This window comes from Bacillus cereus group sp. MG20, assembly GCF_040459885.1.
In the GTDB taxonomy this organism is placed as follows: domain Bacteria; phylum Bacillota; class Bacilli; order Bacillales; family Bacillaceae_G; genus Bacillus_A; species Bacillus_A cereus.
Map to the genome: position 1 here is coordinate 2,316,018 of NZ_JARVHF010000001.1, position 14,768 is coordinate 2,330,785.

Sequence of the window (14,768 nt, forward strand, 5' to 3'; positions counted from 1 at the left end):
GAGTATTTTCTCCTTGGTTATTTTTTAACCATACCTTTTAATACGAACGCAACGTTTGCTGGACGCTCTGCTAGACGACGCATGAAGTAGCCATACCAGTCGTTTCCATAAGGTACGTAAACACGCATTTTGTAACCTTCTTTTACTAGCTCAAGTTGACGCTCATTACGAATACCATATAACATTTGGAATTCAAATTGATCCCTTGGAATGTTGTGTTCTTCGGCAAGTTTTTTTGTATATTCAATAATCGCTTCGTCATGTGAAGCAATTGCAGTATAATTCCCATTTAATAAGTGCATTTTAATAATTTTTTTATAATTGTCATCTACATCTTTCTTGTCCGGGAACGCCACTTCTTCAGGTTCTTTATAAGCCCCTTTTACAAGACGTAAATTAGGATTATAAGCGTTTAAGTCTTCAATATCTTTTTCTGTACGATATAGGTAAGCTTGAATAACAGTACCAATATTATCGTATTCAGATTTTAATTGTTTAAAGATATCAATTGTTTTCCCGCAGCGTGTATAGTCTTCCATATCAATGGTAACGAACACACCATTTTCTTTTGCCGCTTCTAAAATACGGCGCATATTGTTCATTACGATTTCATCAGAGATATCTAATCCCATAGAAGTCATCTTTAAAGAAAGCTGCGAATCAAGACCTTCTCTTCCAATTGCACGGATCGCTTCAATCGATTGGTTAGCCATTTCATTTGCTTCCGCTTCATTATCAACGAATTCACCTAAATAATCGATTGTTACACAAAGTCCTTGCTTATTTAATGCCTGAATGGCAGCTGTCGCTAATTCAATCGTCTCCCCTGCGACGAAGCGACCTGCACCAAAGCGTAAACCGTACTTTTTAGCCAGTTTTGTTAGCGCTTTATTTTTAGATAAGAAAAGAAACGAATTTCGCATTAATTGTTCCATGTAATTCACCCCTATGACTGTAATTTATCTGTTTTTTACCCCTCTTCAAAATTATATCATTGTTTAAAATTATTGGATACAAATAATTATTTAGATAATTTATAAAATACTATAAAAACATTTAAAAACCTATATTCTCGCATGTAAATATGAAGGGAATATTTTTCGACATTTAGAAAAAACGGGTTTACTAGGGCAAAAATAGGCATACCGAAAATATTCGACATGCCTATAAAACCCTTAATATTCCATGTAAATTATATAAGGATATTAATAAAGAAAACTTGAGGTAACATTCACCTCAAGTTTTCTCACTGCTCATTTCGCTTCTCTTCATTCAGCCTTTTAATATCCGTAATTAACTGCACCATCTCTTCTTTCGCATCTGGATATGTCTCATTCCAATGCTTCACTAAAGCTGGCATCGTCTTCGCTATGTAAGAATAAAGTGCCCACTTCTGCACCTGCTCTTTTCTCTCTTCATTGCTCTCTCCAAGTAATAATTCCGTGTATTTCTCTAACAACCCGTCAAATTGTTCATTAAACTTTTCACTCATCTTATTTACCTCCTATATGAAAAAAGCAGCGAAGATCGCTGCTTTTTCTTATAATTTTGATCGAACAGAGTTTAATTTCTTCTCCATTGTGCTTACTTTATCACGACGATCATCAATACGAATTGTTGTTGCAACACGCTGTGCACCTTTCGTATAAGGCACTTCATGCATTTGTTGAATTACTTCTAGAATGACAGGAAGATCTCCTTCAATAATTGTATTCATCGGTGTTAATTGATACTTCACGCGATCCGCATTTTTCTCTAGCACCTTTTGTACTTCTGCTACATATTCACTAACACTTGGATTACCTGTTCCTACTGGAATAATCGATACATCAACAATTGCCATAGTAGTCTTCCTCCTATAATCGTTTCTTATATATCCATTGTCTATTTTACCGAAATCCTCATCATTTTACTAATATGTTACTCTTCCACTTTAAACTGCTCGACTAATCTTTCTAAATCTCTCATATGTTCTGTCAAACTTTCCATCGTGTGAGCTACCTTTTCTAAATGATTCACCTGTGATTCCGTTGCAGCATGTACCTCTTCGGAAACAGCTGCACTTTCTTGACTCGTACCAGCAATTGTGTGCATTACCGCTGTAATTTCTCCTTGCTCGTAACCTATGTTATATACCTCTTCTACAATTTTTTCAACTGAAGTACTAATCGTATTTACAACTGACATAATTGTGCGGAACTCCATTTCTGCCTCTGTCGTCACTTTATTTTGCACATCTGCAATGTCTTTCAATTTACTTACAACTTCTACAACTTTTTTTACTTCTACTTGCACATCACCAATCATCGTTGTGATTTCTCCGGTTGCCTCTTTTGATTGTTCCGCTAATTTCCGAACCTCTTCAGCAACAACCGCAAATCCCTTACCTTGCTCACCTGCACGGGCAGCTTCAATTGAAGCATTTAAAGCAAGTAAATTTGTTTGATCCGAAATGCCTTTTATAAGCTCAACAACATTTTGAATCGATCCAACTCTTTGTTCTAACTTATCCGATGCTTCTTCTGTATGAACAACAATCGAAGATGATTGTCCCCTCGTACGGATTAAATTCCTCATTGTATTTAATCCTTGCTTAGATGCCTCTTCCGCTTTGCCAGCCACTCCTTTTATTTCATCAACAGAGCTATTCATTTGTTCCACTGACTCCGCCATATTTTCGAGCTGAGCAGAAACTTCATCCACACTATTCGCAAGAGTAGAAGCTCCTCCGCTCACATCATCCATTGCTCCTGAAACTTCTCTACTAGCCGCCACTGTTTCGTTCGTTAAATAATGTAAACTATTCGTTGATTGTTGCACCGTTGATACGCTGTTTTTAATTTTACTTACCATTTCATTCATTTGTTCAACCATATCATTAAAGTGCTTCGTCAACTCTCCAACTTCATCTTTACTTGTCACTTTCATTCGCAGCGTTAAATCGCCTTCTGCTACTTTTTGAACGTGATTCTTTAATAGTTGCAGTGGTCTTGCTAATCTTCTTGAGAATAAGTAGGAAGCTACGATTCCAACTAATAAACTAATACATGCCATTATAATAACTGTATTTCTCGTACTATTTAATAGCCCATCGATCGTTTCTTTCGGATAAAAGATTCCTATCGTCCATTTCATCGTATCAAATGATTGACTGTAAACAATTACATCTTCACCTTTTATTGTAGTGACCGCATATTTTGTTACCTCTTTATTTAAACTCTTTATAAGTGGCTCTTTAGAAACATCTTTCCCTATCTTTTCTGGATAAACAAGAGCCATATTTTTATCATTTATAATAAACATTTCTCCGTCATTATTGTATTGAATATTGTGAAGCAACTTCTGAATCGTCCCAAGCGATACATCCATCGCAACAACGCCTAATACAGACCCATCTTGAGCTGTAATTGCTTTAGAAACACCTACACTTAACTTGCCTGTTGCAATTTCATAAGAAGGTTGTCCCCAATGGACCTTTTTTACATCAGCCTCTGAATCTTTATACCATGGTCTTGTCGTTGGATCGTATCCTTCTGGCACTTGCCCACCTTCAGCAAGATTGGCACTTAATGTTTTTTTATCTTTCGTACCAATATATAAATCTAAAATACCAGGATGATTCTTTTTATACTCCGCAAACTCTTTCGTTAAAAACGCTTCCTCTTCCGGAGTAACCCCACCTTGAAGCATATTACGAATCATCTCACTGTTCGCGTAATACCCCATATCTTCATCCGTTCTTTGAATAAATGTCGTAAGTTGCTCTGTCACAAGATCCATCGCATTTTGAGAATACTCGTCTAAGGAGCGCACTTCCTTTTCTTTCTGTAATTGATACACAGCTGTACCCAATATTACGAACATCATAGAAATAAGTACTGAAAACACTACCGCAATTTTTAAACGTAAACTTCTTAACATTTTCCCCCAAGCATCCCCTTCGTATTAAATTAAAATCTTATTAATCATTATATTAAGTATAATAGATAAAATTAAAAAATTGAAATTAATTCTCACCTTAATACAATTAGAAAACGGACTACCACTTGTGCAAAAACAAATAGTTCATTATCCTTAAAATATAATCTCATTCGTTCGGAGGGAACTATGTTACAAAAATTCGGTTTCTCACAATATGAAAGCCAAGCTTATGAAGTTGTCGTATCAAGCAATGAACCATTAGATGCTACAACAATTGTGAAGCATTCAGGTGTTCCAAAAGCAAAAATATATGAAGTACTAGCACGCCTAATCGATAAAGGAATGGTAATGGATTCTGTTTCAGAAAAGAAAAAATTGTATACAGCATTACCACTAAAACTAGCAATTGAAAAATTAACGACAGAATTCCAATCAAATATTAAAGAACTGGAAACAAACATATCAAAAAAATCATTTACAGATGACCGTGTGTGGAGCTTAAAAATGCAATCTTCTATTCGAGTTCAAAGTAAAGAACTCATTGAAAGTGCACAAGAATCAATCCGTATTTCAGCTTGGAATGATACTCTTTTAGAATATCTCCCTTTACTAGAACAAAAAGCAAAACAAGGTGTTCAAATTGAATCTCTTATTGTTGGAGAAGTAGAAACAGACTTAGAAAACATGCATTTTCTAATCCCAGCTGAAGAGCCTAATGCATTAGAGCGCTACTTGCTACTCATCGTTGACGATCGTGAAATTTTATTTGCTGGCGTAGAACAAGAATCATGGCAAGCGATGAAAACAATGTCACAACCTTTCGTAAAGTTCTTTACAGAATTTTTCTATCACGACGTTGCACTTGCAAAGATTACCCAGAAGCACCACGATCTCTTTATGAAAGATGAGGAGATTAAGAGTTTGTTAATGAAATTAAGATACTAATTAAATAATAAAAAGGAGTCTAGTTTTTCACTTAGACTCCTTTTTATTTTGTTCCTTTATCTCCATCAACAGCTCAATGATTTTCTCATTTTGCTCTACCTGTTTCTCTGAATTTTGATAGATGAAACGAACCCATCTAAGTGCAAGAATAATAAGAAACAAAGGGAGCATTGAAATTAGAAGACCAATAATTGAAAAATTCGAATACATATACCTCACCTCGCTATATACCCTTTTCTCCATTTACCTACTAAAACCTGCAATTTTTTACAAATAAAAAAGAACCTATCAAACGATAGATTCTTCTTTCACGAACTGAGTAGAGCGTCCTCTCGTAATCGAGAAAATCGCGCAAAGCAGTGCTAATATAATAAAGCCACCGCCTACCCAAGCATTATATATAACAGATGATTTTTCAATAACAACTCCACCTACTGTTGAACCAAGTGCAATTCCTAAATGAAGCGCAGAGTTATTTAAACCTTGCTGAATACCAGCTGATTCCGGTGCAATTTCAATTAAATAATTTTGCTGTGCTGGTGAAATCGCCCAGCTCAGCATACTCCAAAGTCCCATCATAATGATGAAGAGCGGGAATGAGAATGTCATTAATGGCAACATGAAGATTGCACATGCAAATACGATAATAATCGAGATAATACTTTTCTTCGATCCCCATTTATCAGCAAGCCATCCACCGAATCCGCCGCCAATTACTGCTGCGATTCCGAAAATAAAGTAAAACACACTAATCCAGTTTGCTTCAACATGCATAACATCTTTTAAAAACGGTGTTAAATATGCATACAATGTTAAATGACCCGTTAAAAACAAAAATGATGTTAACTGTGCACTTACAATTTTTTTATCTTTTAAAGTAGCAAGTTGTTCTTTTATTGATAATACCGATGTCGGTGGTACTTTCGTTAAGAATAATGAAATACAAGCAATTGCCATAACTGTTAATACCGAAATTAACACAAATGGTGCACGCCATCCGTATGCATTTCCGAGTACAAGACCAAGCGGTACTCCAAGTACAAGTGATCCACTAATTCCCATAAAAATGATTCCAATTGCACGCGCACGAAAATGCGGTTCTACTACACTAGAAGCAAGTGTTACCGATAGCGCAATAATTAATGAACCACTTGCCGCACAAATAACCCTTGAGAACATTAGCATTCCGTAATTTACACTAAATGCCGAAATAATATTTCCGATTAAGAAAATCGATAATGCTCCAACATACAATGTTTTTCTTTCAAACTTCCCTGTCAAAGCTAATAAAACTGGACCTGACAAAGCAAATACTACCGAAAATATTGTGATAAGCTGACCAGCTGCGCTAATAGATACTCCTAAATCATTGGCAACTAAATCGAGCGTTCCTCCTATAATTAACTCAACCGTTCCGACTACGAAAGCCGCGATAGCTAAAATATAAACACGAAAATTCAAGTCTTTCCCCACGCTTTCTATTTTGGTTACTACGATTATAGTAACCAAAATAGAAAGCGGACGCAAGTATAATTTTTTTACAGTAAAAAAGGTAGGCGTATTATACGCCTACCCTTCCATCATTCTGTTTCTTTCTTCTTATTCAAGTACCAATACACCGGTAGTCCAGTAAAGACAATTCCAATTGATAAGAAACAACTTACTGGATCGTTAATAATCGCACTACCGATTACAAAGAACGAACCTAAAATCGCTACGATTGGTACGATTGGGAATAACGGTACACTATATGCACGCTCTTTATTCTTATTACGTTTTCTTAAAATGAAGACACCAATAAACGTCATTACATAGAAAATATAAATAATGAATACGGAAATCTCAGATAGCTTATTTGGATCACTAATAATCATTAAAATAATTCCTAAAATGATTTCAACAGTAATCGCATTTGCTGGTGTTTTAAATCTCGGACTTTCCTTTGCAATAAACTTAGAAAATGGAAGTTGTCCACGTTCCGCCATAGACATTGGAATACGTGGGAATGTTAAAATCTTTCCATTTAAACAGCCGAAAATAGAAACGATAATACCGATACTAATAATCTTCCCGCCATATTCTCCAAGTAACATACCCGCAGCTGTCGCTGTCGCATTTTCTCCAAGGTCTACAATTTTCGCTGCTGGTAATACATTTAATAACGCCAAGTTAATTAATACGTAAGCAGCAGTTACGATTAAAATCCCCACTGTCATTGCTTTCGGTAATAACTTTGTTGGATTCTTCATTTCTCCGCCAATCGAAGCAAGTAAAATCCATCCGTCATAAGCAAATAACGTTGCTAAAATTGCCATACCGATACTTTGATTTTCTGATATCGGCACTACTACGTTAAAGATATCGCTATTCCCTTTCCAAAAACCTAGCACGACAATTAATATGATCGGAATCATCTTCCCGATTGTCGTGATTGTTTGGACGATACCTCCGTATTTTGTTCCCATACTATTTATAACGCCAAGGAACACAACCGTTCCAATTGCAATTGGTAAATTCCACACTTTATCTAAATAGAAAAAATTAATCATTAAAGAACTAAAGTATAAACCTAATGTTCCGATAATAGCAGGTCCATAAACAATTGTTTGCATCCAACCTGATAAATATCCCCAAAAACTTCCGTAAATCTCCTCTAAATACGTATACAACCCACCATTTTTCGGGATTTGCGCTCCAATTTCAGCTACTGTTAAACCACTCGCTAGCGTCAACAGACCACCAATTATCCAAGCAAGAATGGCCATATTAGAACTCCCCGAGTAATCTAATACGCTCCCTGGTTTCATAAACACACCAGATCCAATAATCGTTCCTACTACGATAGAAAGTGCTACTGTTAAACCAATTTTGTTCTTCTCATCATGATGCATGCTGCGTATCCTCCTTCCAATCCTAGTGTGATGCAAAAATGAAATAAAAAAACACTCCTCCCTAAAAAAGGGACGAGTGTTGTATTCGTGGTTCCACCCTTGTTTCAATTCGTAAAGTAACACACTTCACCAATTTCTCAAGTCTAAATAACGGTTTTTGCCGGCAAGCAATTACTAGATGTTCGTTCACTGCTGCAGTTCAGAGGTGGTAATCCATTTTTCCGTATTAGGAAGCTCACAGCCAAAGGCTTCCCTCTCTGAGAATCGTAAAAAATTGATCGTGTCCTCATCATCACTTCTTGATGTCGAATTTTGTAGTTATTGTTCATTATATTGAATTGTTAGAAAAAATCAATATATTTTTTTATATAACATAGGAAATATTTCGCTTCTTATATTATAACAGAACATACAAAACTTCTCTAATTCCCTAAAAATGGTATAATTATTTTAGGAGGTGTACTAATAATGATTGCTGTCTTTTGTATCATCGCTACGTTTCTCTCTGTTCTATTCACTATCACGTATCGAAACAAGTATCCTGGTTATAGCATTTTAGCTGTAACTATTATACCAGCTGTTTCCTTCTACTTATTGGGTAAATATCAATATACGGAAGTGTTTATCGGTTTTGCAATCTTCTACTGCGTCTTCGGATACATACTAACAATAAAAAGAATTTCAATGCCACATTAAAAAGGACCGATTTCTACTTATAGAAATCGGTCCTTGCACGTACCTTCCGGTTGCCCACACGAAAGATACGACTTCATTCAATTATTTATCTTCTTTTTTCATAAAAAACTTATGGTGCGGTAAATCAACATTCAATGCCTCTAATTGTTTCTTTTCATTGTCTAAAATCGCTTTTGCTTTTTCTTTTGTTGCTTCATCTAATCCTGCAAAGATGTCTTCATGCTTCTTTTTCTCTGGGAGTTTCACGCCTAACTTCGTTAATTCTTCTTTTGCTTGCTCATGCGTTAATTTTCCGGATTTTTCTTGCTCAAAAATTGAATTCGCTTTCTCTTTTGCCTGTTCATCTAATCCTGCAAACATGTCTCCATGTTTATCTTTCTCAGGTATTTTCACGCCTAGCTTTGTTAATTCCTCTTTTGCTTGTTCATGCGTTAATTTTCCAGATTTCTTTTGCTCTAAAATCGACTTCGCTTTCTCCTTTGCCTGTTCATCTAAGTTAGCAAACATGTCTCCACGCTTACCTTTCTCAGGCATTTTCACGCCTAACTTTGTTAATTCCTCTTTTGCTTGTTCACGTGTTAGTTTTCCGGATTTCTCTTGCTCTAAAATTGACTTCGCTTTTGCTTTCGCCTGTTCATCTAATCCTACAAACATGTCTTTACGCTTCTCTTTCTCCGGAAGCTTTACACCTATTTCCTCTAACTGTTTCTTTGTATCGTCCATAATTGTTTTTACTTTTTGTTTTGTAGCGTCATCCAAATCCTTTTTCGCCGTTTTTGCAGGCTGATCCACTGCTGGAGTATTCGTTGCCGCGAATGCCGGAATGCCGACTCCTCCAATGATTCCGAATGATAACGCACCTGCAATCGCTAAATACCCAACTGTTTTCTTCTTCATAGGAAATTTCCTCCTTCATATTTCTAATGCATGTACACTTTCGTATACAATGCCTATAGTAATGTCGGTTTCTTAACATTTCCTTAACGACTTAACAAAAAAACACCGCTCGTAATGAGCGGTGTTTCTCTATGCTTTTTGTAATTGTAACTCTTCACGTTCCATTATTTTTCTTAATACAATTGTTTGTGTCATTGTAAATAAGTTACCTGTTATCCAGTACAACACAAGTCCTGATGGCGCCGCAAACCCCATAAATAGAATCATTGCCGGCATCATAATTTGCTGCATCTTTAGCATCTGTACTTGTTCTCCAGGTGTAATATTCGATTGGAAAACTTTCATCTGAATAAATGTCGTTAACGCTGCAATAATCGGTAATATATGATATGGATCTGCATGTCCTAGGTTCACCCATAAAAACGAAGATGTGCGAATCTCTTCCGTTCTGCTAATCGCATAATACAAAGCAGAGAAAATCGGCATTTGTATTAATAATGGCCAGCAACCAGCAAGTGGATTCCAACCGCCTGATTTCATTAGTTCTGACATTTCTTTTTGATACTGCTTTTGTTTTTCAAGGTCTTTGCTTACATCACCGTACTTTTTCTTTAGCTTCTGCAGTTCAGGTTGCATTTTCTTCATTTTCGCTTGGCTGCGATATTGCGAAACAGCTAATGGAATCATTGCTGAACGAATAACGAGCGTCATAATAATGATAGCAATCCCAAAGCTAGCTCCAGGTATATGATGAGCAACAAATTGAATCATAAACGAGATTGGATATACAAAATAATGATCCCAAATCCCAGTACTATGTGCATCAATTGGGGCTGCATTACTGCAACCAGATAAAACAAAAACAAATAATAATGATAAACTAACGAGCACAGCTCGGTATGATTTTAACATGTTCATTCCTCCAATGTTTCGTAATTATTTAGCGAAACATTGGTGTATACGGACCGACCTCGTCATTCTCTTCACTTGATTCTTGTCTGCGTACAGAACGAATCATTCCATATTTATAAAAAATAGAAAATAGCGGTACATTTCCCGCACTATCTTCACATGTATCAACTAGCGCAAAAGCTCTTTGTCTACCGCTTGACGCTTGTTGACGCACAAAGCGAGAAACATTAGCAAGGAAGAAAACTTCTAATAAACAAAGTGCCGTCGTTACAAACGATATATATAGAATTGCATCCTGCAATAAAAATTCCATCGCTTCACATCCTTAATAAGGTCATTTTAGCACATTAGGCAAACATTCTCTATTTCCTTTTATTTTCAAAAAAAGTATTTTGCATATTTTCTCAAGAAAATAATAATTAAGAAACGTTGTATTCGCTTTCTTTAGTATATTCACGCACATCAATGAATAGGCTTGATTTATTAGAAATTTATAAAATTTTTGCATTATAATAAAACTATTGCCAGTTTTTGAAAAAACCTTTATTCTCTTCTTGTAATCAAAAATGAATATGGAGATGAAACATACTATGGGTCAACTAGGAGACGCCGATTACGTTCCCGACACCGCCTTTTTATCCTTCCCAGCAGCTAAAACATTTCACTTAGAATTTATGATACAGTTGGTTGTTATTTTTATAGCTTCTATTTTGTATGCAATTTCTATGAATATGTTTTTTATCCCGCATAACATGATTAGCGGTGGATTCGCTGGTGTAGGGATGATTATCGGTTATTTAATGCACTACAATATCGGTGCACTTATCTTTTTACTAAACATTCCTCTTCTTATTTTAAGTCACTTTTACTTAGGCAAGAAGACAACCTTTTTAACAGCTTACTTTGTAGCTGTATCATCGTTAGCGATGAACATTATCCCTGTACACCAGGTTTCAGACGATATTTTACTATCTTCTGTATTCGGTGGTGTAATCTGCGGAGCAGCTTCCGGAATCATATTCCGATTTGCTTCTTCAACAGGTGGCTTTGATGTTGTTGGATTGATTGTAGCGAAACATCGAGATATTTCAATTGGAGCAATCATCTTTGTATTCAACTTAGTCTTACTTGTTGCAGCAGGTTTTATTTTCGGATGGGATATTACACTTTATACGTTAATTAGCCGGTTTGTAGTCAGCAAAGTTATCGATGCTGTGCATACGAAACATATTAAATTAACGATAATGACAGTTACAGAAAAAGGTGAGGAAATAAAAAGCGCACTACTACATCACGGCATACGCGGGGTGACAATGGTAGACGCTGTCGGCGGCTATACAAACCATAAGAAAAAAATGATTTACACTGTCGTGACTCGCTATGAGTTAGGCGAAATGAAACGTATTATCCGTCAAGTGGATAACAAAGCATTTATGAACATTACTGAAACAGTTGAAATTGTCGGCCGTTTCAAACGCATATAAAAAAGGTTAATAAATTAAAGGGCATAACATATTAGTCATATATAATATGTTATGCCCTTTGTTATTCAACTCACGTACCTTTTAGCATAATAAAATCACTAAGTTTATTACTACAAATCGGAGGATAGCATCCCATATACAATACTATCTGTCCATTCATCTTTATTCCAAAAATCTTGTATGAAATGGGCTTCCTTTCTCATGCCTATTCGTTCACACAATTTTTGTGAATCTGTATTACGTGCATCAAGATTAGCCTGTATACGATGTACATTAAATTCATTAAATAATTTCAATACCAAACTACTTACTGCTTCTGTCGCCAAACCTCTCCCAGCTACTTCATTTGAAAAACTATAACCAATCTCAACAGTGTCTTTCATATTTGTGTACCATACGGATAAATCACCAACTACTTTAGTTTTGTATATAACTGCCAAACTTAATATTGATTCTTTAGTAAGTACATTATTTGCTAACTTCTTATTAAATCTTTTCTGCATGTCTTCATGAGTCCACTTATTATGTAATAGGAACTTACATGTATCATCACTATTATAAATAACAAATACATCCTGTAAATCAGTACTCTTAAAAGGTCTAATTATTAATCTTTCTGTTGTGAACTCCAAGTTAGCTCTCCTCCCTTACATTCATACTATAAAACATTTTTTATAGTATTTAAGCCTCCTTCTTAGATCTCACCTTGATTACATATTTCATCATAATAAATTAAAATCCTTCTTCCACTAAACTGCACCGTTAATGGTATTTCCTTGCGCTTTTTATTTTTTACACTTATTACAAAATCAGATAATTCTATTATTATGTCTCTAAATGTGTTATAATGAAAGCAGACTCACAAAAAAAGAGTATATAGACTTGGAAGTTTCTCTTATTTTACAAGCAAAAAGAAACGAGCAGTCGGGTATATTTCAGACACCATACACGTAACGGTTTAAACAACCGATCATCTTAGTTACTCTTCAATGATCTTTTTATAAAAAGATACGTACAATTAAAACTCACTTCAATATACTATACCTACCTTTTTGACTTCCAAATCATCTTATTACATAAGGAGATGAACATATGAATCAATATATACGATATACAATAGCTGTCCTGTTTGCTATTATCGGCGGAACAATCTGCTTCTGGACAAACACTCAGCTTGGAGAGAATATCATCTTTAATGGAATCGAAACACTTGTAAGCGCTTCAATTTTAGGCGGATACATTTACTTCCTCTTTAATCCAGAAGAAAATGCTCAAAAAACAATGTTATTAACAATGATCGGAATCGTTGGTGGATGTATTTCCTACTCAATGACAAACTATACATTACCACTTCAATTAAGCTCAGCTTTCTTCCACGGTCTATGGACTTGGTTCATTGCATTCTGCCTAGCAGACGTATTCAACCTATTACAAGACAATGAAGAAGATAGCGGTCGCCAAATCGAAAGTAACTCTTAAGCTGGAAGATACTCTTCCAGCTTTTTTATGTTGGTTTGCATATCCCCGCATCACGATAAAAAGAAGTTACCCTCATGGCAACTTCTTTTCCACATACCCCACTTCGTATTCACTAAAATATATCAACGATTTTTCAAATATATCGATCGTTTCTCCACTTATATCAACGATTTTTTCATTATATCAACGATTCGACGTAGGATATCGATTTACCGACATCCTTCGACACTCAAAACGCACAACATACCCTATCCCCCAAGCAACTTACTGCCGAACTCTACGATTAAAAAGATAATTAATAGGATCGCGAGTATCTTTAATGCTACATATGCCACTTTAAAAACAACATAAATGAGCAAGACTATCAAAATAATTGATAAAATTTCCATATTTACTTCCTCCAAGCTTTGCTCTTCTTATCTCATTTTACTCGCCCTAGGCTATTTATGGAACGGCATAAGATGACATATAAAAAAGAGGATACCTCACCCATCGTAAGATACCCTCTCTTTCAGCTGCTTAAACCATTCTCTTTCTAATTGTAAATATCCCATTTCACTCTTCTCGGCGCTCTTTAATTCTTGATCAGCTTTCTTCATATAAGTACGGGACGCTTCCATATTGCCCTCTACATATTTAATAATTCCTTGTGTACGGTAATATCCACTTAGGTCCATTTTTGTAATAGCCTTTGCATGTTCCTTTGCTTCTTGCAACGAAAGACTATCCATCTGATAAAGAGCTTTATATAAAAGGTACCAACTATGAAAACTACTAACGAAAAACTTATTTTCTTTCGTTACAGGTAGTTGAACAATTCGTTCTATATACGGTATCGCTCTTTCCATTCCCTCTTGATCTGCACGAGCAAAAAAGACGAGCATAAGTCTACTCATTATCTCTCTTATCCCTTTATTCTCTTTTATTTTCTCCTCACTCAATTCTACTAATCTTTCATCCCAATCTTTCGGTCTTTTATAACTAAATAACTCACTCGATATTTGAATCTCATATAAGTGATTTCTAGCTCTTTCATCATCTTTAATTAAAATAAGAAATTGCATCCCATCACTCATAAGCATTCCTTTTATTGGCACAATTGTAACCGCAAAGATTGCAAAATGGAAAAAGGAAAAATATAAAAGATATTGATAATAACTCACCATGTATATGTAACCGGAAGTAATACCAAATAGTAAACTCGTAATCGGTCCACCTAAAGTGAGCCACGCCCACTTTTTCGAAAGATTCGGTGTCTCTATAGAAGGTGGTACTAGTGTTGCAACGCCTCCAAAGTACGCCCATAATTTATTTTCTCGAATACGTAATTTTCCCTTTTCTTTTTGAATAGTAATGGGTCCTACTGTCATAAATTTAAATGTTAAACCACCTATTACACCAAATACTACATGTCCTAGCTCATGAATGGCTAACACTAACAATGAAATTCCAACTATTGCCCATAGGTTCAAAATTACTTCTAATTTCCCAGTTCGGATTACTCCGTATAAAATGGACAGAATTAGCGCCACTGTCATTGAGC

General features: G+C 35.5%; 17 protein-coding genes and 1 other annotated feature. Of the genes, 4 read left to right on the top strand and 13 right to left on the bottom strand.

Features of this window, described 5'->3' with window-relative positions:
• Positions 1-17 precede the first annotated feature (17 nt).
• The 4 genes from QCI81_RS12015 to QCI81_RS12030 all read right to left on the bottom strand — a co-directional run bounded on the left by QCI81_RS12015 (position 18) and on the right by QCI81_RS12030 (position 3,921).
• Positions 18-935, bottom strand: coding sequence for a proline dehydrogenase family protein (locus QCI81_RS12015; RefSeq protein WP_000436780.1), 918 nt, complete (start codon positions 933-935; stop codon positions 18-20).
• A 311-nt stretch (positions 936-1,246) separates the two neighbouring features.
• Complete coding sequence (locus QCI81_RS12020) at positions 1,247-1,492, bottom strand: YusU family protein (protein WP_001290594.1); 246 nt, start codon at positions 1,490-1,492, stop codon at positions 1,247-1,249.
• A 48-nt stretch (positions 1,493-1,540) separates the two neighbouring features.
• Positions 1,541-1,843, bottom strand: coding sequence for an MTH1187 family thiamine-binding protein (locus QCI81_RS12025; protein WP_001018860.1), 303 nt, complete (start codon positions 1,841-1,843; stop codon positions 1,541-1,543).
• A 77-nt stretch (positions 1,844-1,920) separates the two neighbouring features.
• Complete coding sequence (locus QCI81_RS12030; RefSeq protein ID WP_353810755.1) at positions 1,921-3,921, bottom strand: methyl-accepting chemotaxis protein; 2,001 nt, start codon at positions 3,919-3,921, stop codon at positions 1,921-1,923.
• A 186-nt stretch (positions 3,922-4,107) separates the two neighbouring features.
• Between QCI81_RS12030 and QCI81_RS12035 the strand changes: the two genes are divergently transcribed.
• Complete coding sequence (locus QCI81_RS12035; protein WP_053563419.1) at positions 4,108-4,866, top strand: TrmB family transcriptional regulator; 759 nt, start codon at positions 4,108-4,110, stop codon at positions 4,864-4,866.
• Positions 4,867-4,893: 27 nt separating this feature from the next.
• Here the strand turns inward: QCI81_RS12035 and QCI81_RS12040 are convergent, their stop codons facing one another.
• From QCI81_RS12040 to QCI81_RS12050, 3 genes are all read right to left on the bottom strand, one after another.
• Complete coding sequence (locus QCI81_RS12040) at positions 4,894-5,076, bottom strand: hypothetical protein (protein WP_353810756.1); 183 nt, start codon at positions 5,074-5,076, stop codon at positions 4,894-4,896.
• A 78-nt stretch (positions 5,077-5,154) separates the two neighbouring features.
• The gene (locus tag QCI81_RS12045; protein ID WP_141505378.1) at positions 5,155-6,393 is read right to left on the bottom strand and encodes an MFS transporter; all 1,239 of its coding nucleotides are present in this window, start codon (positions 6,391-6,393) and stop codon (positions 5,155-5,157) included.
• Between the two features lie 53 nt (positions 6,394-6,446).
• Positions 6,447-7,757 carry an APC family permease gene (locus QCI81_RS12050; protein ID WP_098852445.1) on the bottom strand — a complete coding sequence of 437 codons (1,311 nt, stop codon included), beginning with the start codon at positions 7,755-7,757 and terminating at the stop codon, positions 6,447-6,449.
• A gap of 65 nt (positions 7,758-7,822) precedes the next feature.
• Positions 7,823-8,059, bottom strand: a binding site (T-box leader).
• 166 nt (positions 8,060-8,225) lie between these two features.
• Here QCI81_RS12050 and QCI81_RS12055 point away from each other — a divergent pair.
• Positions 8,226-8,453: a hypothetical protein gene (locus tag QCI81_RS12055; RefSeq protein ID WP_098679830.1), complete on the top strand. Its 228-nt coding sequence runs from the start codon at positions 8,226-8,228 to the stop codon at positions 8,451-8,453.
• An 81-nt stretch (positions 8,454-8,534) separates the two neighbouring features.
• Here QCI81_RS12055 and QCI81_RS12060 read toward each other — a convergent pair whose 3' ends face one another.
• From QCI81_RS12060 to QCI81_RS12070, 3 genes are all read right to left on the bottom strand, one after another.
• Positions 8,535-9,350 carry a hypothetical protein gene (locus tag QCI81_RS12060; RefSeq protein ID WP_098679831.1) on the bottom strand — a complete coding sequence of 272 codons (816 nt, stop codon included), beginning with the start codon at positions 9,348-9,350 and terminating at the stop codon, positions 8,535-8,537.
• A 129-nt stretch (positions 9,351-9,479) separates the two neighbouring features.
• Positions 9,480-10,262, bottom strand: a complete 783-nt coding sequence (yidC, locus tag QCI81_RS12065; protein WP_000920524.1) for a membrane protein insertase YidC — start codon at positions 10,260-10,262, stop codon at positions 9,480-9,482.
• A 28-nt stretch (positions 10,263-10,290) separates the two neighbouring features.
• Positions 10,291-10,575 (bottom strand): hypothetical protein, encoded by a 285-nt coding sequence (locus QCI81_RS12070; protein WP_000394930.1) that lies wholly within the window; start codon positions 10,573-10,575, stop codon positions 10,291-10,293.
• Positions 10,576-10,852: 277 nt separating this feature from the next.
• Here QCI81_RS12070 and QCI81_RS12075 point away from each other — a divergent pair, with 277 nt between their 5' ends.
• Positions 10,853-11,746: a YitT family protein gene (locus QCI81_RS12075; protein WP_000530043.1), complete on the top strand. Its 894-nt coding sequence runs from the start codon at positions 10,853-10,855 to the stop codon at positions 11,744-11,746.
• A gap of 110 nt (positions 11,747-11,856) precedes the next feature.
• Here QCI81_RS12075 and QCI81_RS12080 read toward each other — a convergent pair whose 3' ends face one another.
• Entirely contained in the window at positions 11,857-12,378 is a 522-nt protein-coding gene (locus QCI81_RS12080) for a GNAT family N-acetyltransferase (RefSeq protein WP_098679833.1), read from the bottom strand.
• A 460-nt stretch (positions 12,379-12,838) separates the two neighbouring features.
• Here QCI81_RS12080 and QCI81_RS12085 point away from each other — a divergent pair, with 460 nt between their 5' ends.
• On the top strand, positions 12,839-13,225 hold the full coding sequence (locus tag QCI81_RS12085; protein ID WP_001077773.1) for a DUF3938 domain-containing protein: 387 nt from the start codon (positions 12,839-12,841) through the stop codon (positions 13,223-13,225).
• A gap of 248 nt (positions 13,226-13,473) precedes the next feature.
• Here the strand turns inward: QCI81_RS12085 and QCI81_RS12090 are convergent, their stop codons facing one another.
• Both QCI81_RS12090 and QCI81_RS12095 read right to left on the bottom strand, forming a co-directional pair.
• A complete protein-coding gene (locus tag QCI81_RS12090) occupies positions 13,474-13,614 on the bottom strand; it encodes a DUF3985 family protein (protein WP_000404758.1) in 141 nt (46 codons plus the stop codon).
• A gap of 96 nt (positions 13,615-13,710) precedes the next feature.
• Positions 13,711-14,763 (bottom strand): zinc metalloprotease, encoded by a 1,053-nt coding sequence (locus QCI81_RS12095; protein ID WP_002083694.1) that lies wholly within the window; start codon positions 14,761-14,763, stop codon positions 13,711-13,713.
• Between the last annotated feature and the right edge of the window lie 5 nt (positions 14,764-14,768).